Annotated in this window: 21 protein-coding genes, 3 tRNA genes and 1 pseudogene; 9 read left to right on the top strand and 16 right to left on the bottom strand. The window is 62.4% G+C overall.

The annotated features are described in order from the left end of the window. The first annotated feature begins 126 nt into the window (after window positions 1–126). From ABCV34_RS15810 to ABCV34_RS15790, 5 genes are all read left to right on the top strand, one after another. Window positions 127–202 (top strand) — tRNA-His (locus ABCV34_RS15810). A gap of 91 nt (window positions 203–293) precedes the next feature. Next, entirely contained in the window at window positions 294–722 is a 429-nt protein-coding gene (locus tag ABCV34_RS15805; RefSeq protein ID WP_345797179.1) for a multidrug/biocide efflux PACE transporter, read from the top strand. Between the two features lie 76 nt (window positions 723–798). Beyond that, window positions 799–1,050: a hypothetical protein gene (locus ABCV34_RS15800; RefSeq protein ID WP_345797178.1), complete on the top strand. Its 252-nt coding sequence runs from the start codon at window positions 799–801 to the stop codon at window positions 1,048–1,050. Window positions 1,051–1,053: 3 nt separating this feature from the next. Beyond that, complete coding sequence (cls, locus tag ABCV34_RS15795) at window positions 1,054–2,508, top strand: cardiolipin synthase (RefSeq protein WP_345797177.1); 1,455 nt, start codon at window positions 1,054–1,056, stop codon at window positions 2,506–2,508. A gap of 99 nt (window positions 2,509–2,607) precedes the next feature. After that, window positions 2,608–3,087 carry a carboxymuconolactone decarboxylase family protein gene (locus ABCV34_RS15790; RefSeq protein WP_345797176.1) on the top strand — a complete coding sequence of 160 codons (480 nt, stop codon included), beginning with the start codon at window positions 2,608–2,610 and terminating at the stop codon, window positions 3,085–3,087. A 31-nt stretch (window positions 3,088–3,118) separates the two neighbouring features. On the opposite strand, the gene ABCV34_RS15785 is transcribed toward ABCV34_RS15790, so the two are convergent. The 3 genes from ABCV34_RS15785 to ABCV34_RS15775 all read right to left on the bottom strand — a co-directional run bounded on the left by ABCV34_RS15785 (window position 3,119) and on the right by ABCV34_RS15775 (window position 6,454). Continuing rightward, entirely contained in the window at window positions 3,119–4,324 is a 1,206-nt protein-coding gene (locus tag ABCV34_RS15785; RefSeq protein ID WP_345797175.1) for an aminotransferase class I/II-fold pyridoxal phosphate-dependent enzyme, read from the bottom strand. Window positions 4,325–4,431: 107 nt separating this feature from the next. Further along, window positions 4,432–6,150: a cation acetate symporter gene (locus ABCV34_RS15780; RefSeq protein ID WP_345797174.1), complete on the bottom strand. Its 1,719-nt coding sequence runs from the start codon at window positions 6,148–6,150 to the stop codon at window positions 4,432–4,434. Between the two features lies 1 nt (window position 6,151). Further along, a complete protein-coding gene (locus tag ABCV34_RS15775) occupies window positions 6,152–6,454 on the bottom strand; it encodes a DUF485 domain-containing protein (RefSeq protein WP_345797172.1) in 303 nt (100 codons plus the stop codon). A gap of 311 nt (window positions 6,455–6,765) precedes the next feature. Between ABCV34_RS15775 and ABCV34_RS15770 the strand changes: the two genes are divergently transcribed. After that, complete coding sequence (locus ABCV34_RS15770; RefSeq protein WP_345797171.1) at window positions 6,766–7,869, top strand: GTP-binding protein; 1,104 nt, start codon at window positions 6,766–6,768, stop codon at window positions 7,867–7,869. A 70-nt stretch (window positions 7,870–7,939) separates the two neighbouring features. Here the strand turns inward: ABCV34_RS15770 and ABCV34_RS15765 are convergent. From ABCV34_RS15765 to ABCV34_RS15755, 3 genes and pseudogenes are all read right to left on the bottom strand, one after another. Continuing rightward, window positions 7,940–8,016 (bottom strand) — tRNA-Arg (locus ABCV34_RS15765). Window positions 8,017–8,104: 88 nt separating this feature from the next. Continuing rightward, a pseudogene (locus tag ABCV34_RS15760) lies at window positions 8,105–8,254 on the bottom strand (multidrug transporter); the annotation flags it as partial. Next, entirely contained in the window at window positions 8,209–8,439 is a 231-nt protein-coding gene (locus ABCV34_RS15755) for a hypothetical protein (RefSeq protein WP_345797170.1), read from the bottom strand. The pseudogene ABCV34_RS15760 and the gene ABCV34_RS15755, both read right to left, overlap by 46 nt. Window positions 8,440–8,584: 145 nt before the next feature. Here ABCV34_RS15755 and ABCV34_RS15750 point away from each other — a divergent pair, with 145 nt between their 5' ends. The 3 genes from ABCV34_RS15750 to ABCV34_RS15740 all read left to right on the top strand — a co-directional run bounded on the left by ABCV34_RS15750 (window position 8,585) and on the right by ABCV34_RS15740 (window position 11,909). Next, window positions 8,585–9,856, top strand: a complete 1,272-nt coding sequence (locus ABCV34_RS15750; RefSeq protein WP_345797169.1) for a phospholipase A — start codon at window positions 8,585–8,587, stop codon at window positions 9,854–9,856. 37 nt (window positions 9,857–9,893) lie between these two features. Then, window positions 9,894–11,792, top strand: a complete 1,899-nt coding sequence (locus ABCV34_RS15745) for an LTA synthase family protein (protein ID WP_345797168.1) — start codon at window positions 9,894–9,896, stop codon at window positions 11,790–11,792. Between the two features lie 40 nt (window positions 11,793–11,832). Beyond that, a tRNA-Pro gene (locus tag ABCV34_RS15740) sits at window positions 11,833–11,909 on the top strand. A 655-nt stretch (window positions 11,910–12,564) separates the two neighbouring features. Here the strand turns inward: ABCV34_RS15740 and ABCV34_RS15735 are convergent. From ABCV34_RS15735 to ABCV34_RS15690, 10 genes are all read right to left on the bottom strand, one after another. After that, a complete protein-coding gene (locus ABCV34_RS15735) occupies window positions 12,565–12,990 on the bottom strand; it encodes a hypothetical protein (RefSeq protein ID WP_345797167.1) in 426 nt (141 codons plus the stop codon). 138 nt (window positions 12,991–13,128) lie between these two features. Beyond that, the gene (locus ABCV34_RS15730) at window positions 13,129–13,737 is read right to left on the bottom strand and encodes a hypothetical protein (protein ID WP_345797166.1); all 609 of its coding nucleotides are present in this window, start codon (window positions 13,735–13,737) and stop codon (window positions 13,129–13,131) included. 184 nt (window positions 13,738–13,921) lie between these two features. After that, window positions 13,922–14,212, bottom strand: coding sequence for a hypothetical protein (locus tag ABCV34_RS15725; RefSeq protein ID WP_345797165.1), 291 nt, complete (start codon window positions 14,210–14,212; stop codon window positions 13,922–13,924). Next, complete coding sequence (locus ABCV34_RS15720) at window positions 14,205–14,540, bottom strand: single-stranded DNA-binding protein (RefSeq protein ID WP_345797164.1); 336 nt, start codon at window positions 14,538–14,540, stop codon at window positions 14,205–14,207. The genes ABCV34_RS15725 and ABCV34_RS15720 overlap by 8 nt, the downstream gene beginning before the upstream one ends. Window positions 14,541–14,545: 5 nt before the next feature. Further along, entirely contained in the window at window positions 14,546–15,085 is a 540-nt protein-coding gene (locus ABCV34_RS15715; protein ID WP_345797163.1) for a hypothetical protein, read from the bottom strand. Window positions 15,086–15,088: 3 nt separating this feature from the next. After that, window positions 15,089–16,645, bottom strand: coding sequence for a YfjI family protein (locus ABCV34_RS15710; protein ID WP_345797162.1), 1,557 nt, complete (start codon window positions 16,643–16,645; stop codon window positions 15,089–15,091). Beyond that, complete coding sequence (locus ABCV34_RS15705; protein WP_345797161.1) at window positions 16,642–17,589, bottom strand: toprim domain-containing protein; 948 nt, start codon at window positions 17,587–17,589, stop codon at window positions 16,642–16,644. The genes ABCV34_RS15710 and ABCV34_RS15705 overlap by 4 nt, the downstream gene beginning before the upstream one ends. Then, entirely contained in the window at window positions 17,582–17,794 is a 213-nt protein-coding gene (locus ABCV34_RS15700) for a hypothetical protein (protein ID WP_345797160.1), read from the bottom strand. The genes ABCV34_RS15705 and ABCV34_RS15700 overlap by 8 nt, the downstream gene beginning before the upstream one ends. Continuing rightward, on the bottom strand, window positions 17,787–18,026 hold the full coding sequence (locus ABCV34_RS15695; RefSeq protein WP_345797159.1) for a hypothetical protein: 240 nt from the start codon (window positions 18,024–18,026) through the stop codon (window positions 17,787–17,789). Before ABCV34_RS15695 ends, ABCV34_RS15700 begins: the two co-directional genes overlap by 8 nt. Next, window positions 18,019–18,408, bottom strand: coding sequence for a hypothetical protein (locus ABCV34_RS15690; RefSeq protein ID WP_345797158.1), 390 nt, complete (start codon window positions 18,406–18,408; stop codon window positions 18,019–18,021). The genes ABCV34_RS15695 and ABCV34_RS15690 overlap by 8 nt, the downstream gene beginning before the upstream one ends. Window positions 18,409–18,614 lie beyond the last annotated feature (206 nt).

Below are 18,614 nucleotides of genomic sequence, written 5' to 3'. Positions count from 1 at the left end.
ACACCGGCCCGGCCCATTGAAATCCATCAAGCCGATAACATGACCCAAAACGCGCGGGCAATCAAGAGCAGGCCCCCAGTCCTGCAAAAGGTTTTCTGGCATGCTAGAATCTTCCTTCTTTCTGTGGTGACCGTAGCTCAGTTGGTAGAGTCCCGGATTGTGATTCCGGTTGTCGTGGGTTCGAGCCCCATCGGTCACCCCATATCCCCCCGCTTTCCCGGCCAGACAGGGACGACCCCGTCTGCGACAGATGAACGTGGTGACGACACCACCTCCATCGCTAAAATTCCACCATGCAGATTCACCATCGATCGCTATCCGAACGCGTCTTTCATGCGTTCGCGTTCGAGATCCTTGCCATCGGCATCTCAGCGCCCCTGGCAGCCTGGATCACAGGCCACCCCATGCTCAGCATGGGCATCCTGACCGCCGTCATTGCCATGATCGCGGTGGTCTGGAACATGCTCTATAACTGGCTGTTCGACCGCGCACAGGCCCGCTTGGGATTTGATCGCACCTACTGGGTGCGCATCGGTCACGCCTGCGGCTTCGAAGGCGGCCTCATCATCATCGCCATCCCCTTTGTCGCCTGGTGGCTGGACATCTCGCTTTGGCAGGCCCTGATCCTGGACATCGGCTTCGTGCTGTTCTACCTGCCCTACGGCTTTCTTTTCAATCTGGGTTATGACAAGATTCGTCAGAATCTGGTGACTGCCGACTAGTTCCGAACATGCGCGGGCAGGCATCCTGTCGATCCGCGGCGGCCCGCCATCCCGGCCGCTTTCCACCAGGGGACCCATGACTACGCCTTCCGCCCCCCACGCGCCCGCCCAGGACGCGCCCGACTGGTCCACCGCCCCCGAAGGCTGGGACTGGGCCGCCCAGGATGCGGATGGCCAGTGGTACTGGTATCGCACCGAACCGCTGCCCGGCATCGGCGGCGGCGTCTGGCGGTCGAACTCCCGCAATCAGCAATACGCGGGCACGGGTGCGCCGAACCCGGACTGGCTGGATTCCATCCGCCATCGGCCGGCCCAGGACGGATCCTGACCCATGCAGGTGGTCTCGCACTTCCTGCTCACCTACTGGCCGCACCTGGTCGCGGTCGTCTCGCTGATCATCGGCGCCTTCACGGCCATCCATGCGGCCATGAACAAGAACGACGTGCGCGCCGCCATCGCCTGGGTCGGCGTGATCCTGATGTCGCCGTTACTGGGCCCGTTCCTGTATCTGGTGGCCGGCATCAACCGTATCCGCCACGACCAGTTGTCCACCCAGCGCAGCCGCCTGATCAAGGACTACGTCAACCACGCGCGCGAACCCTTCCATGACGTGGCATCCCTGGCAGGCGCTCAGTTCACGTCCTTGCGCGTGCTGGGCGACCGCATCAGCCGCTTCCCACTGCACGACGGCAATCACATTACCCTCCTGGACAGCGGCGACGAGGCCTATCCCGCCATGCTGCAGGCCATCGATTCCGCGGCGCACTGCATCGCGCTGCAAAGCTACATCTTCGACCATGACCGGATCGGGCTACAGTTCGCGCAAGCCCTGCAGCGTGCGCACGAACGCGGCGTGGCCGTCCGGGTGCTGATCGATTCGGTGGGCGCGAAGTATTCGCACCCACCCATCGTCCACCTGCTGCGCCGCCACGGGATCCACACTGAACTTTTCATGTCGAATCTGCTGGGCCTGCGCATGCCGTACGCCAATCTGCGCAGTCACCGCAAGATCCTCTTCATCGACGGGCATCTGGGGTTCATGGGCGGGATGAACATCCGCGAAAGCTTCATGTCGTCACTGGCGGGGCGCCATGCCGCCCGCGACACCCATTTCCGCGTCGAAGGCCCGGTCGCCACACAGCTGTTCGCTGTCTTTGCCAATGACTGGGAATTCGCCACCCGCGAACGCCTGCGCATCGAAGACTGGTGCCGGATCTCACCCAGCGCCCCGCAGCCGCAGGTGCCGGCCCGCTGTATCCGTTCCAGCCCCGACCGGTTCATCGCCGCCACGCACAGCGTACTGTTGGGCGCGCTGGCCGTGGCCCAGCGCCACGTGCGCATCCAGTCGCCCTACTTCCTGCCCGACCAGACCTTGATGGGAGCGCTGAACACCGCCGCGCGACGCGGCATCCAGGTGGACATCGTCATTCCGGGCCGCAACAACCTGCGTCTGGTGAACTACGCCATGACCGCGCAACTGGCCCAGGTGATAGCCGCCGGCTGCCGGGTCTGGCGCAGCCGGGGAAATTTCGACCACTCCAAACTGCTGACCATCGACGATGGCTGGTCTTACGTCGGCTCATCCAACCTGGACCCCCGCAGCCTGCGCCTGAATTTCGAACTGGACATGGAAATCTACGATCCGGTCATGGCGGGCCGGATTGCCGCGCGCATCGACCGCGAGATCGAACAATCCGATCCCGTCACGCAGGAATACTTGCAGGCCATCCCGTTTCTGAAGCAGCTGCGCAACCGCATCATCTGGCTGGCCAGCCCGTATCTGTAGCCAGATGGGTTCCACGCGGCATCCCGGCAGCAAACAGGACCAAAACGGTTCACAATACAAGATGTTCCATTTTTTGACTGACCTTTTTGGACCCGCATCATGACCCAGCGTCTGAATTACTTCCAGCTATCACCCGAAGCCGCCCAGAAATACTCGGACTTCAGCCAGACTCTGCACAAGAACCCCTTTCTGGCCAAGATCGGCTATCTGGTCACGCTGCGCGCGTCACAGCTGAACGGCTGCGCGTTCTGCGTGGACATGCACGTCAAGGAAGGCAAACTGGCCGGCGAGCGTGAACTGCGCCTGCATCACGTCGCCGTCTGGCGCGAATCGCCTCTGTTCGACGCGAAGGAAAAGGCCATCCTGGAATGGACCGAGGCGCTGACGCAACTGCCGCCCCACGGCATCTCCGACGAACTGTTCCATCGGGTCCGTGAACACCTTTCCGAAAAGGAACTGGCCGACCTGTCGTTCCTGATCGTCGGGATCAATGGCTGGAACAGGCTGGGCGTGGCGTTCCGCCCGGTGCCCGGGTCGTCGGACAAGGCTTTCGGCCTGGACAAGGCCGGCCTGAACTAAGGCCCGGAGCCCGCCCGTCCCCGATCCGGCGTTATCTCGACTGTTCCAGCGCCTGCGCCAGATCTGCCTTCAGGTCGTCCACGTGTTCCACCCCCACCGACATGCGCACAAAATTAGGCTCGATGCCGGCGGCCCGCATGTCGGCTTCGGTCATCGAACTGGCCCACATGGACGCGGTATGCACCGCCAGGGTTTCCACCCCGCCCAGGCTGACCGCCTGGGTGGCGAGTTTCAGCGCCGACACGAAACGCTGGGTCTGGGCATAGCCGCCCCGGATCGAATACGCGACGATCGCCCCGAACCCTTTCATCTGGCGCGCCGCCAGCGCGTGCTGGGCGTGACTTTCCAGCCCCGGATACAGTACCTGCTCGATTTCGGGCCGGCCTTCCAGCCAGCGCGCGATCGCCAGGGCATTGGCGTTGATGCGTTCCACGCGCAGCGACAGGGTACGCAGGCCACGCAGCAGCAGCCAGGCATCCATGGGCGACAGAACGGCGCCCAGCGTCACATGCATCCGCCAGATCTTTTCGGCCAGGGCATGGCTGCAGCAGATGGCGCCCGCCATGATGTCGCTGTGTCCACCCAGATATTTCGTCGCGCTGTGCACGACGATGTCGATGCCCAAGGCGTGCGGCTGCTGGTTCAGCGGCGATGCAAAGGTATTGTCCGCCACGGTCAGAATGCCCCGGGACCGGGCGATTTCGGCCACCGCCGCCAGATCGGTGATCGACAGGCTGGGATTGACGGGCGTTTCGACCATGATCAGTTTCGTATCCGGCCGCAGGACGGCCCGCAGGCTGTCCAGATCCGTCTGGTCGAAAAAACTGACCTGCACGCCGTAGCGGGTGAGCACCTCGGAAAACAGCTTCGACGTGCTCATGTAATGGCGCTGCTGCGCGACGACGTGGTCGCCCGCCTGCAGCAGGGCCAGGATCGTCGTGCAGATGGCCCCCATGCCGGACCCTGTCAGCAGCGCCGTTTCCGTGCCTTCCAGCCCCGCCAGGATGGCTTCCACGTGCTTGTTCACGGGATTTCCATGACGCGTATAGAAAGTCGCCGGGCGCACCGTGGTCGCCAGGGCGGAAAACTGTTCAGCTGATTCCGCCCGGAAGGTTGCGCTGTAATGGATCGGCGGCACCACCGCGGCGTCATGGTGGCAGGCCGCGTCGCCATGCAGCACCAGCGTTTGTTCGTGCCAGGCGGCGGAATCGGGGATATTGGTCAAGGGGCTCGCCATGCGTCAGGTTCCGGGAGGTTCGGGATGGTTCATGATACGCCCGCCAGCGGGACTCAAAAGACATCGGCCCCGAAGGGCCGATGAAGGATGTTGCGGTCAAGAAAGGATCAATGCGCGCTGGCCGCCGCCGCGCCGATACCCGTTTCGCTGCGTACGGTCTGCGCCTCGAAGCCAGCCCGGTCGATGCGGGCGCGTTCGCTGCGATCCGTCACCGAGAACAGCCAGATCGACACGAAGCCGATGGTCATGGAAAACAGCGCCGGCGACGCATAGGGAAACCAGGCCGACCCGGCCGGGTGACCCAGGGTCACTTCCCAGACCGACGGCGACACGACGGTCAGCCCCACCGCGCTGATCAGGCCGGCGAAGCCGCCGATCATGGCACCGCGCGTGGTGCAGCCCTTCCACAGCACCGACATGAACAGCACCGGGAAGTTCGCCGAGGCGGCCACCGCGAAGGCCAGGGACACCATGAAGGCGATGTTCTGCTTTTCAAAGGCGATGCCCAGGATCACGGCGATAATGCCCAGAATCACCGTTGTGATCTTGGCCACCCGCATCTCGTCGCGGCGCGATGCGTCGCCTTTCCTGACGAGCGTCGCATAGATGTCGTGCGATACGGCCGATGTGCCCGACAGCGTCAGCCCGGCCACCACCGCCAGGATCGTGGCAAAGGCCACAGCCGACATGAAACCCAGGAACACATTGCCGCCCACGGCATTGGCCAGGTGAACGGCCGCCATGTTCCCGCCGCCGATCAGGGCGCCCGCCGCATCCAGGAACTGCGGATTGGTGGACACCATGACGATCGCGCCAAAACCGATGATGAAGGTCAGGATGTAGAAGTAGCCGATCCAGGACGTGGCCCAGAACACGGATTTACGGGCTTCGCGGGCATCGGGCACGGTGAAGAAGCGCATCAGGATGTGCGGCAGGCCGGCTGTGCCGAACATCAGCGCCATGCCGAAGGAAATGGCGCTGATCGGGTCCTTGATGAAGTTGCCCGGCCCCATGATCGAATGACCCAGCGTCGTCGCCTGCGCGGCGTCCTTGCCCGCATTCATGGCTGCCAGGGTCTTGACCTCCACGGCGGCGGCGAACAGGCGCTCGGGCGAGAAGCCGTAATGCGCCAGCACCATCAGGGCCATGAAAGTCGCCCCGGCCAGCAGCATGGCGGCCTTGATGATCTGCACCCAGGTGGTGGCCGTCATGCCGCCAAACAGCACATAGATCATCATCAGCACGCCGACCACGACCACCGCGATCCAGTATTCCAGACCGAACAGCAGCTTGATCAGCTGGCCGGCACCCACCATCTGGGCGATCAGGTAGAAGGCCACGACCACCAGGGTGCCCGACGCGGCAAATGCGCGGATCGGTCCCTGTTTGAAGCGATAGGCCGCCACGTCGGCAAAGGTGAACTTGCCGAGGTTGCGCAGGCGTTCCGCCATCAGGAAGGTCAGGATCGGCCAGCCGACCAGAAAGCCGATGGAATAGATCAGGCCGTCATAGCCATTGATCATGACGGCTGCCGAAATCCCCAGGAAAGACGCGGCGGACATGTAGTCGCCGGCGATCGCCAGGCCGTTCTGGAAGCCGGTGATGCCACCTCCCGCCGTGTAAAAATCGGCTGTGGACCGGGTGCGGCTGGCTGCCCATTTCGTGATCCACAGAGTAAACAGAACGAACACGCCGAACATGATGATGGCGGTCCAGTTGGTCGGCTGGCGCTGCAGTTCGCCCAGGTCGCCGCCGGCGGCATACACCGATCCGGCCATGCCCGCTAGGGCCAGCGCACCCAGTGCGCGTAAAGTGATGCGGGTCATCTCAGGCCTCCTGGACGATTTCGCGCGTCAGGCGATCGAATTCACTGTTGGCGCGGCGCACGTACAGACCGGTGATCAGCACGCTGAACACGATGAGGCCGAACCCCACCGGGATGCCCCAGGTCATAACGCCCTCGCCCAATTTCAGGGCGAAGAGTTCCTTATCGAACGCGATCACGCCGATGAAGGCGTAATACACGATCAGCATGAACACAGTCAGGGTCCAGCCAAAGCGCAGCCGTGTGCGGCGCAAATATTGATATTTCGGGTTGGACACAATGGATTGCGTCTGTTTGTCTCCCATGTCGGCCTCCTGCGGGTGATGGGGATGTTTCTCTTTGTCTGTCGCGCAAATTAGAGGCCGGGACTTACGGAGACCTTACATTCCTGTTAAAGCGGCACCGGATCAGGGAAAGTCCCAAGACGCGCTAGAGCATGACCTTAATCGTCGTCATCATCGCCCTGCGAGTACCAGCCGGCGGCTCACTCGTAATGACTGTGCCCAAGGTGCCGTGCATTGCCACCATCCAGCGTAGAATGCCGGGTCCTGGATTTACCTCAACCAAATCCAGCAAACAGCGACAGCTTTGCTCCGATACACGAAGGAGTCTGTGCATGACGACTACTGCCGAAGCTTCATCCAATTTGATCCCCGTGACTTTGCTGACGGGCTTCCTGGGCAGTGGCAAGACCACCGTACTCAACCATCTAGTAAGCCGGCCCGAACTGGCCGACGCGTTGGTCATCATCAATGAGTTCGGTGAAATGGCGCTGGACCATCTGCTCGTCGCCCACAGTACCGAAAACCAGGTCCTGGAGATGAGTAGCGGCTGCCTGTGCTGTACGACTCGTAGCGACCTGGTCAAAACCTTGCGTGACATCACGTGGCGCTTTTCGCGCAACGGCCAGCGACAGTTCCGGCGCGTGCTGATCGAGACCACGGGCCTGGCCGATCCGGCTCCGATCATCCACACGTTGATGAACCATCCGTGGATCGCACCCAAGTACCGGCTCGACGGTATCGTGGCGACCGTGGACATGGCCACGGGGATGCACACCCTCGACCAGCACCCAGAGGCAGTCAAGCAGGCGGCCGTGGCTGACGTACTGTTGCTGACCAAGGCCGATCTGGTCACTGATGGCCAATGCAATTCGTTGATGCGCCGGCTGGATGGCATCAACCCGGCTGCCCCACGCTGGGATGTGTGCAACGGCGAGATCGCCCCGCGGAAAGTACTGCATCTTGGACTTTTTTCCACGGATGGTAAAAGCCCCAACGTTGCACGCTGGCTGCGAGAAGAAGCCTATACGTCGTCGCATGATCACGATCACGAAGTCCATGAGCACAGTCACGGCCACGCGCACGATCGCCATGACGTGAATCGCCACGATGACCATATCCGTGCGTTCTGCTACCGCATCGATGATCCGATACCCAAGGACGTGCTGGCCACTTGGCTCGAACTGCTGACGAGCTCCCTGGGCAACGACATCCTTCGCGTTAAGGGCATCCTCAACGTGGAGGGCAACGAGCAGCCGATCGTCGTGCATGGCGTGCAGCACGTCTTCCATCCGCCCGCGCTACTGCCTGCCTGGCCGAGCGAAGACCACCGTTCGCGCGTGGTCTTTATCACCCGGAACGTTGACCGGGAAATGGTCGAGCGCACGTTTCAGTCGCTCCAGCAGACGCTGCCGCAAGCCGGGGAATCCGCCACATGACACCGTTCATTCATCTCTACAGCACACTCGTGCACAAGAGCCTTGAGGAGCGCCCCGGACTGTAGGCTTTTGGTCCGCCCTACTGGATTCGAACCAGTGACCTACGGCTTAGAAGGCCGTTGCTCTATCCAACTGAGCTAAGGGCGGTCAGGCAGGGTATGGGGCACCGCGTGCGGCGCCTGTTTCCTGCCTGTGAACCCTGAATTCTAACGTGCAATCCGGTTAGTCGATGTTCTCACCGTCCCGCGCCCGCTGCCGTCAGGGCCATTTCCTGCCAGCCGCCGCCCAGGGCCTTGTACAGGGCGATCTCGCTGCTCAGTTGCGCAAGCCGGTCCGTGATCAATCGTTGCTGTGAAGCAAACAGCAGCCGTTGCGCATCCAGGACATCTGGGCCAGGACGACATCCTGGATATTCAGACCCGACGGCAAATCGGTGGGCAGAGGCCCACCGACCAGCAGGCGCAAGGCGTTGAGATCGTTCGCCACCTGGCGCTGGTAACGTCGCAGCTGCGCGCGGGCCTCGTCGACAGGGTGTTGCGCGATGAGGATCCCGCCCTGATGTCGATGCACTTGCAATGTCTGTGCGAGGCCGGCTTGATCCCCTCGCCGACGGATCCGTTCTGTTACCGATTCTCCGGGTATTTGTGGCGGCGACGCGTTAGGCTGAATGGCACAGATGCTACAGTTTCGCGCATAGTCCGCCATCCTGATTTCAATGCACGCTTCGCGCCTTGTTCGCCTGTTCTTCCTGTCGGCCCTGTTGCTGCTGACCATGGCTCCTGTCGCCCAGGCCGAACTGGTCCTGCGGCTGTCCAGCGCGCAGGCCGCGCCGGGCGCCGTCATCGACATCCAAGGGCTGCTGGCCAACGACACCGGCAACCCGCTGGCCAGCCCGATCGCGCGCGAATTGAACGGTCAGTGGATCGACGCGCGGGGCCACACCACGCCGGCGCACTTTCAGCTGCGAACCTCGTCCGATGCCGTGGATCTGCCGGTCAATACCTTCACCCGCATGATCTGGAGCGGATCGGTCCCGGCGGATGCGCACGGCCTGCTCACCCTGCGGCTGGACGGCGCAGCCGACACCTTATTGGCGCTGCGGGTCGGCGAAACCCAAGCGCCAGCCGCGGGCAGCCCGTCGCTGGCGGCCGGTTCCACCAGCGCAATAACGCCACCAGGCAGACTCGCTTCGGGCCTGGCCGCATCGACGGCAAGCCCAACAGCCGCCCAACGCGGGGCCACAACGGCATCGAGCGGCCTATCGCCCTTCGACACCTTTCGCAACGCGATCTCACCCTACGACCCGATCTACTTCATCGCGGGCCGCACCGATGGCGCCACCGCCCGGTTCCAGGTCAGTTTCAAGTACCGCCTGTTCAGCCCCGAAGACCCGGCCAAGCCGCACTTCATGGACAACTGGTATTTCGGCTACACGCAGACTTCGCTCTGGGATTTGCATTCGGATTCCATCCCCTTCGTGGACACGACCTACAATCCCAGTCTCTTCTGGGCGCGCGACGCGCTGTGGGAAACCGCCAACAAGCGCTGGTCGCTGGGCCTGAACGCGGGCCTGGAGCACAAGTCCAACGGCAAGGACGGCGACGCTTCCCGCTCGCTGAACGACTTCTACGTCCAGCCCGAGTTCAACCACCGGTTCGACGGCGGCAGCACACTGAGCTTCCTGCCCCGGTTCAAGGCCTACGTCGGGACCGACCACGACATGCATTATCCGGATTCACTGGGGCGCGTGGACTGGAAGCTGCGCTGGGCGCAGGACGACGGGCTGGTCCTGTCGGGGCTGTACCGCCAGGGAACCGGCGGGCGCAATGCCACGCAGCTGGAAGCCGCCTGGCCGCTCAGACGCACCTTCCTGAACATGAACGGCTACCTGTACGTGCAATACTTCCGTGGTTACGGCGAGACCCTGCTGGGCTACGACCGCAAGTACGATCCGCAATTGCGGATCGGCATCGCCCTGGTCCCGTGAGTCGGACTCAACCGGCCACTTAAGGAATTCACGACGCATGTTCACCCAGATCGGCATTTTCATTCTGGCCCTCCTGATCCTGCTGACGGGCAGCCGTCTGCTGCTGACCCTCTGGCTCTGGCCCCGCGTGAAGGCGGCGGGCGGCCCCTGGCCCATCCTGCGCTGGGGACTGCGCATCGACCTGAACCAGGTTGCGATGTGGGCGGGCGTTCCGGCTCTGCTCGCCCCCTGGCTGGCCGATCAGCCAGGCGCCATCCTCGCGGCCGGGATCTGGCTGCAGATCGTCTGGCTGCTGTTCGTCCTGCTGGAAATCTCCACCCCGCAATTCATCCAGGAATACGACAGCCGACCCAACCGCCTGTACCTGGACTACCTGAAGTACCCGAAGGAAGTCTTCGGCATGCTCTGGAAAGGCTACAAGCCCGTGCTGGCGGCCGCCGTGATCGTCCTGACGCTGGCTGCCTGGCTGGGCCATGTCCTGTTTGCGAACGCGACACCCGATCCCCTGCCCGCCTGGCCCTGGCGCATCGTCCTGACCTTCGTGATCGGGGCAGCCATCATCCTGGCCATCCGCGGCTCGCTGGGCCACCGCCCCATCAACCCCGCCTCCGTTGCCTGGTGCGGAGACAGCCTGCTCAATACCCTGCCGCTGAATTCCCTGTACAGCGTGCTGTTCGCCCTGTACGCCATCAAGAATGAACGGTCGGCGGCGGACGTCTACGGCGATCTGCCCGACGATACCCTGCACACCATCATCCGCGAACAGGCCGGCATCCCGCCCGGTCCGCCGGAACTGCCGACCCTGCATCCCCAGCCCGCCAGCCAGCGGCCCGCGAGACCCCGCAATCTGGTGCTGATCGTCGAGGAAAGCCTGGGTGCGCAGTACGTCGGCAATCTGGGGGGCGCGGGGTTGACACCCTGCCTGGACACGCTGGCGGCGACAGGCTGGAACTTCACCCGGGCTTACGCCACCGGCACCCGGTCAGTACGCGGCCTGGAAGCTGTGACCGCCGGCTTCCCCCCCACTCTGTCCGATGCCGCGCTGCGACTGACCGACGCGCAAAGCCATTTCTTCACCCTGGCCCAGCTGCTGCGCCGCCACGGCTACCGTTCGCGATTCATCTATGGCGGCGAAGCCCATTTCGACAACATGAAGAGCTTCTTCCTGGGCAACGGTTTCGACGAACTGCACGATCTGCCGACGTTTGAATCCCCCGCTTTCGTGGGTACCTGGGGCGCCAGCGACGAGGACATGTTCGACAAGCTGCACGCACTGCTGTCGCAGTCGCGCGATCAGCCCACCCTGCATCTGGCATTTTCCGTCACCAATCACACGCCCTGGGAATATCCGGCCGGACGCATCCCGGTCGACGGGAACCCGGCCACTGTCCAGAACTCGGTCCGGTATGCGGACTGGGCCATCGGCCGTTTCTTCGAACAGGCGCGCGCCAGCGACTACTGGCGAGACACCGTGTTCCTGATTGTCGCGGATCACGACGCCCGCGTGGGTGGCGCCCAGCGCATCCCTCTGCGGCATTTCCACATCCCCGCCCTGATCCTGGGCGCCGGGGTCGAACCACGGCAGGACTCCCGCGTCATCAGTCAGATCGATCTGCCCACCACCCTGCTGTCGCTGATCGGCATCGACGACGCCCACCCCATGATCGGCCACGACCTGACCCGCCCGGGCACGGGCGGACGCGCCATGATGCAGTACGAGGACCACTACGGCTACCTGCGCGAAGACACGCTGGCCGTGCTGGAACCACACCAGGCGCCGATCTTCTTTCGCTATGCCGCGCCGGACACCTACACGCCGCTGGACACCGACCCCGAACTGGGCCGGATCGCCCTGGCCCACGCGCTCTGGCCCACCTGGGCCTATCGCCATCAGGCGCATACGCTGCCCGAGCTGCGTCGCGTCACGCCCGGGTGACCTTGACGATCATGGTAGAATTTTCCGTTCTGATTTCAGTCGGGGCGTAGCGCAGCCTGGTAGCGCATCTGCTTTGGGAGCAGAGGGTCGCATGTTCGAATCATGTCGCCCCGACCAATAGAATCAAGGGACTACGAATTTCCGGTTTTTGATCTCCCGTAGGTCTGACCTTCCGTAGGACACAGGTAGGACAATCGGCAAACGCTAGCCCTCTTTCGGCATCCTCTGACCAGCCACTGCGGCTCTACCCCATAATCGGGGCCTTTCACCTTTCAGCAGCTCCCAAGCTGCACGGCGATGCTCCGACGCGAATCGTCGTATTGCGAGCACCAGGTGGTTGCCAGGCTCTTCCTTCACTACGAACAGCCGTCACCACTGATGCTTTGCGCAAAACGCATTGCGCACTGCTCATGGCGCAATGCACACAATCGGGGAGACCAGCACCATCGCGGCACACTCCGAAACCCACAGTTAGGCGTGAGGGGCCCCCGCCAGCGCTTAATCTAGTAGTGCGTGAGGGGGGGTGCGCTATCGATCGCGCCGTCGCCGGCCGTCTTAAAGGGGTGGATTGCAAATCGCACCCCATGAACTGTTTGAGAGAGTCGGTATAGCGGCGAATCAAGGGATGGGTTTATTGTTCATCCACCGTTGATGGACGAACCCGGCACCAGCCGCAACAGCAAGTCCCACGACCCGCGCTGCCCTCCGAGCGTTGCAGACGACTTGTCGCGCTACCGTATCAAAATTGTCCACCCTGCTCTTGCACTGCCTCTTACTGGCCAAGAGCATCCTTGAAAGTCTGTGCGAACACACTTCCCACAAGGGCCGACACGCCGCCTGCCGAGATCGTGTACATGACGGTCTTCCCGTCGTACATGACGTCGATTGGGACCTGCTCAACCGAGCCGTCACGCGTCTTCACGTTTGCGACTCCGGTGTACTCATTGCCCTGCTTGTGGATGAGGCGCGTGTCCTCGACAGTGAAGCCGAATCGATCCAGCGGAGCCGTTGCGAACTTCTGCCGCAGAAGCGGCAGGACATTCGCCTGTGCGGATTCCGCACTCAGCGGACAGCCGATTGCATAGCACGCGACATCGCGTAGGCTGGGCGCTGGCGACAGGCCATAGAACCCGAGCAACGCCACGACGACGAGTGTCATCACCGGATGCCGGGCAGGAAACCTCAACACATTGCTCATGACGCGCCTTTCGCGGCACTTGCCGCAATTGTAAGTATATGCGCGTCGCCGCCCAATACCGGCGGTGCGCCACAGGCTCCGTGATGGCCTTTTCCGTGCGTACCGCAAGCTGCGTACCGAGGCCTTCAGATCGTGAACCTACGACGCTGTGAAGTCCACGTCTGGACTGCTAAGCTGTTCAAGCTGCCGATGGACGTAATCCGTGAGTATGGCAGTCACGCGGTCGCTCTCCTCGATACCGAGGTCAGCAGCCACCATCGGCCCGAACCGAACCGGCCAGTTGAGCCACGAATCGCGCTGTGCACGGAACGCGCCAAAGACGACTTGTTCAGCGGCCGCCAGCTCGATAAGTGCACCAGACTTCTGCTCATAGTCCAAACGGTTCAAGAGCGCGAGGTACACCTCTTTGATGCGCTTCGCTTCCTCGACCGGTATCTGCAGGTCTATCGTCGTACCGGCGGTCAGACGCTCAGCGGCGGCGTCCACCGACTCACCAGGGAGAAGCTCGACCACGGGCACGACGGTTTCAACTTCGGTTTCAGGTTTCGGCCTTTTTGAAACCTTTCCGCGTGACTTCGAGGCCCGACCATCGGCGCTATTGCGGTATCGCACGAGCTTCGCATCTGATGCGTCCACGTCCACGCGAGAGCCTTGCATCACAAGCCATCCGGCCCGTTGCCACTTGTTCACCGCCGTATGCGAAACGCCATGCATCCGCGCGTATTCCGACTTCGAGACCAATGCCATGCTGAAACCTCACTTGAAACCTGAAACCAATTTTCAATCCCTATCGCTGGTCAAAAAACGCGGCGCGCAATGCCCGCGTGCTAGACCCCCCCTGGGAAGGACCCTCGCACAGGGATAACCCCAGGATTCCCCGAGACGCCCTCGCCTGACGGTCACCGCTCGCCCACGCTTGTAGCGTGTTTTCTCACACATCGATTACGTCCACCTGTTGGCTCGCCATCATCGTCTTGCACGCAGCCAGTAGCAGCCGCTTGGCCCGTGCTTCTTCACGCCGTGTTGCCGTCAGTGTCTGATCGGTACCGGATCGCATGGCATAGAGAATGCCGCGCCCCTCTGCATCCCGCTTTGCTTTCTGCGCCACCAGACGCGCATCCCGTGCCCGTGCCCAGCGCATCGCCAGCAGCAATACCCGCATAGCGGGGTCACCGTCGCTTCGTTGCTTGCCGGTGGGACAGGCGATCATCAAATCATTCATGGATCTGCTCCACCGCCTGCCGCTTGCGCGTGACCTGGTACGGCGTCATTACCGCCTGCGCCACTAGATCCAGGGCTGGCCTCGATGTACCATCCTTCGCCTGGTAGACCTTCGGGGTTAGGGTGCCGGTCACCGCCACTGAGTCACCATCGCCAAGCGCCTGCAGGACGCACTGCGCGGCCTCGTCAAAGCAGATGACGCTGCACATGAGCATGTCCCCGGCCGCCGTCGCCACGCGCAGCAGCGCCGTGGTATAGGGGTTGCTATTCTTCCCGATGCCAGTCTTGGGTGTCCCGTAGAGCTTGCCCTGTATCAATGCGTCAATCATCGCGCTTACCCTCCTGTGTCTTGCGAATGGCTGCTCTGTAGCGCATCCCACAGGAGCATGCCGGTGAAGCAGCGGACCAGATGCTCGTTTTGGCCGGCCGCAATGCATTGGAGACATCCGAAATGGTGCCGATAATAGGCGTCCGCCACGGGGCGCCACTTGATGGCGCGAGCTAGATCAGATCGCGGGATAGCTGACCTGCCGACCGCCATATCCGTGCGTACCTGGGTGCGTAGCGACGAGTCATTCACCGTGGCCACCGCAGTCGTCGCAACCGACCCGGTGCCTGGTTTCGCAAGGTCCACGACGGCGTGCACATTCACTTTTTTTGCACTAAGGGGCAACTGCGCAAACTGGGTAAAGGCCTCGTCTGGAGATGCAGCCGGGATTGCTGACTTACCGTCTGGCCCCTGGAAATCACTTTTTTCTGTGCTAGGTGGCAACTGCGCAAACTGGGTAAAGTCCTTTGCACGGTTTACGCAGTCGCCATTTAGCGCGTACCTTTTCTGATTCAGGGTACCCAGCAGCGCGAGATAGTCTTTCATCGACTACACCCTTACGGCCGGTGAAACCGCATACACCGGATCGGCAGGCCGCCCGCCAGTGGCGCCGCCCGCCTCAAGCTCGATGAGCCATCCGTACTCATGAAGCAACCGACAGGCACGTTTGACCACGGCTGCATCGCCTAAGCCATGCCAGCACTTGCGCGAGATTTGCCACGACTTGAAGGTTGTAGGCAGTGCGCCACTCTGCAAGCGAGCGAGCAGCAGTCTTGCAGCCCCGGTCTCCGGAACATCCACGACGTGGTACACCCGCCGCGCGTGAGGCTCCAGGTACTGCAACCACGCAAGGGCTTTTGTCATTGTGATCTCAGAGACCATGCGCGCCGCGCCGTCGTCGGCAACGTGCAGGATGAGTGCGAGCTTGCCCAGGAGACCAGGGTACTTTCCAAAGTGTGCGGATAAGGGACCACTTTCAACTCCCTCACCTTCAACCTGGCGGCGCTCCTTCATGAAGACCGTGTACCATTCGACGAAAAGGGCCTGGGCACCGTCAGAGAGCCGCACGAACGGCGGTTCATCGCCATAGTTGTCGTGACTACCAATCGCCTCCGGGTCGAACGTGTCGGCACGCTCAAAAAGCGCGGCCGCAGCTTTGCGGGCGTCACCGTCAGGGTAGCGGTCTTCGTACTTGAAATCCTCGGCGTCCGGCCAGGTGAGGAGCTGGAATCGCTGCAAGAGTCCGTCGGCGCGCTCGCCAGAAAAGGCGCTGCGCACATACCGCTCGAGCGGCCCGGGCTGGATGCCGCCCACCAGTGACACGGCGAATTTCGGCAAGTAGGTGACGTCGCGCCCTATGCGGTCAAATCGGTAGCCTTCATTGCCAGACCAGCCCGAGAGCAACATGCCGCGCAGGTCGGCGCGCTGATCATCTTCCAAGCCCGCGAGTAACGACGTGACTTCGTCGCGCTCGATCAAGAGGCCATTCGGTTTTTTTTCCAGCAGCACGCCCAAGCTCGCCTCGTTGACATTTGAGGTCCAGTATGTACGGGCAACCGGCTCTTCTGGCGGCTCCAAGTCGGCCAAGTCGACGTCGGCATCAGGATCAGATCTAAGTGCCTTTGAGGCACGATCTTTCCGCGCCTTTTTGCGCAACTTGAAGGTCTCGGCCTCTACCGTGTAGTCCTTCAAAGCCTGCGCGTGGTCAGCGTCCGCAGCCGCCTGCAATGCCTTGAATGGTTTGAGCGCCGCACGCATGGCGGGGGACTTGAGCGCGGAAGGTGGGCCGATCAGCGCCCCCCAGACATTTGCGTACTCCGTCCAGTCATCGCGCCGCTTGAGGCGAATACCTAATTTGCGCCCAATCACACTTCCCAATGCCGACATGCATGCCACCGCTGCAAAGTCAGGACGAAATTTCGCGCGGTCGGCAGCATCACCGATCCACGCCATCAAATCGTTCGGCAGCAACTCCAATGGGAAATCAGGCACAGCTGGCAAGCTCGGCAGCGGCTGCGGCGTCACGTCCATAGTGGACTGCGCAGAATCAGCATCCAGCAAACCGCCGCTTACGCTAGCGGGATCAACCAGCAATGCTTCGCTCATACAATCGCCCTCCGAACCTGCAATTCATCGCTCCAATCCCCCACCGCGTCCGGCATGAGAATGCGCACCGTGAGGCCCTGAGCCGCCAGCCGCGGCGCAACTTTCCGCGCTGCGTGCTGGCCAACGCCGCTTTCATCGTGGTCCGCGAACACATATAAGTTGCGAACCTCTGGCGGCGGGGTGAACGTCTCCAAGCCGTGCGCCGAGATGCAGGACCAGGTGGGCACTCCGAAGAGGATGCTGGCAGCGATCGCCGTCTCAATGCCCTCCGCAATGCCAAGACCGGGCCTGCCATCGGGTCGCAGGACCGGCGCGCCCAACTTGATGGACGCGCCCGCCATCACCCCCGCCGACTTACACAGTTTCTTCACGGCCGGCACGTCAGCCTTGTGGCCATCCGATGACAGGTAGGTACGATGCACATTCACTAGCACCCCGGCCTGGTCGGTGACGGCCGCCAGCATGGCCGGGAAGGCGCCCAGCAGCACCGCGTCATGCCAATAGTCGAGCTTCGGCACGAACCGCAATGCGTCGGTGACCGGCACATCCAGCCCGCGCCGATCCAGGTAGACACCCCCCACACATGAAGCCGTCAGGGGCTGGGCGCGGCCCCACAGCCGGGTTAGGTACTCCCGGTTGCGCTTCCACTCGGTAGCCTGCGCTTGTTGGCGCTCCCGCTTGGCCTGCTCAATCAATTGCCGGTGCCGGCTGCGGTCGGCATCCGATAGGGGGCGCTCGGATGACACCCATACGCCCGTGGCTGAGGTTTTCCAGTTCCACCAAATGCAGGTCGCCACCTCATCATCGAACAGCCGATACGCGCCCGACTTTTTCCCTGATCGGTCGCCCTCAACCCGGCATCGGCGCAGACTCCCCGCCTCGATGTCACCGGGGATCAGGCCGCCGGCGGCCAGGGCGGATTGCAGAGATCGGTAATCAGTCATTGCCGCCCCCCGCCGCTTTGCGCAACGCCTGTAGGCTTGCCGTGTCACCCAGGTAATCCATGGCCTGCACCAGCAGATTCACGGCATTGAACGTATCGCCCGAACCGAGAAGCGCACTGACCCCGGCCAGCATGGACATGACGCCTTCCCGTTGTTCCTCGATCCGATTGGCGAAGAGGCGGACCTGTTCAAGTTGCTTACTCATGACGCATCCCCCTCACACGAGCCAGCTCCAGCATGGCCGCAATGTCCTCAGGATCGTTATCCCATTCGTCTCGACCCGAGACGTTCCGAACGAACAGCACCAGGGGCTCATGAATGTGCGTGCCGTCGGGGGTGATCACTTCGCAAACAAAGCCAGCTGCTGATTTGCGGTAACCGTGAAAACGCCATAGCGTGGTGCCGGGGGTACGGGCATTGAGGATCTGGCTATTCATGACGGCCCCCTTTGAAGATGATCAGGTAGCCGCGCTGTTCGCTGCCGTCTTCCCAGGCAAAGCGGCCAGGGGTCACCGAAACATCCGCACCCGAAGCATTCAGGACTTCACCAGCGGCTACTGCGGCAGCTGTCGGAATCGATCCCGTGCAGCCGTCAGCAATGATGGTGGCCAGTTCCTGGGCAAATGCCTGATTGAAGACATCCGCACGGCCATGGACCGCAGGCAAGCCGGAACAATGGGCGCTGCGGCGATCATCGCGCCAGCAAGCCAGGGATGGCCGGGTAGCGCCAGCGAACCATTGCCGCGCAGCACGGCGGGCCGCTTTTTCGGTTTGGGGGAAGGTTTGCGCAGAACGCGCAGGGATGGGTAATGCAGCCATGTCATGGCCTCCGTAAGCGGTTGAACCGCCCACATCGCTGCTAAACGATGGTGGGCAGCAAATGGCGGGGTTAGCAGACTGGCGCTTACGAGTACCAGCGTGCCCGAAGGCACCCCCGCCACTGCCGCCCATAGGTGACATGGCTTGCAAATGAAAAACCGCCATGGGGCGGCGGTTCACTCGCCGTAAGCAAAACAGGCTGCTAA

Source organism: Castellaniella sp. MT123, from assembly GCF_039614765.1.
Lineage (GTDB): Bacteria > Pseudomonadota > Gammaproteobacteria > Burkholderiales > Burkholderiaceae_B > Castellaniella.
The sequence above is the reverse complement of the archived record's forward strand: the minus strand, read 5'-3'. Positions and strand labels throughout refer to the sequence as shown.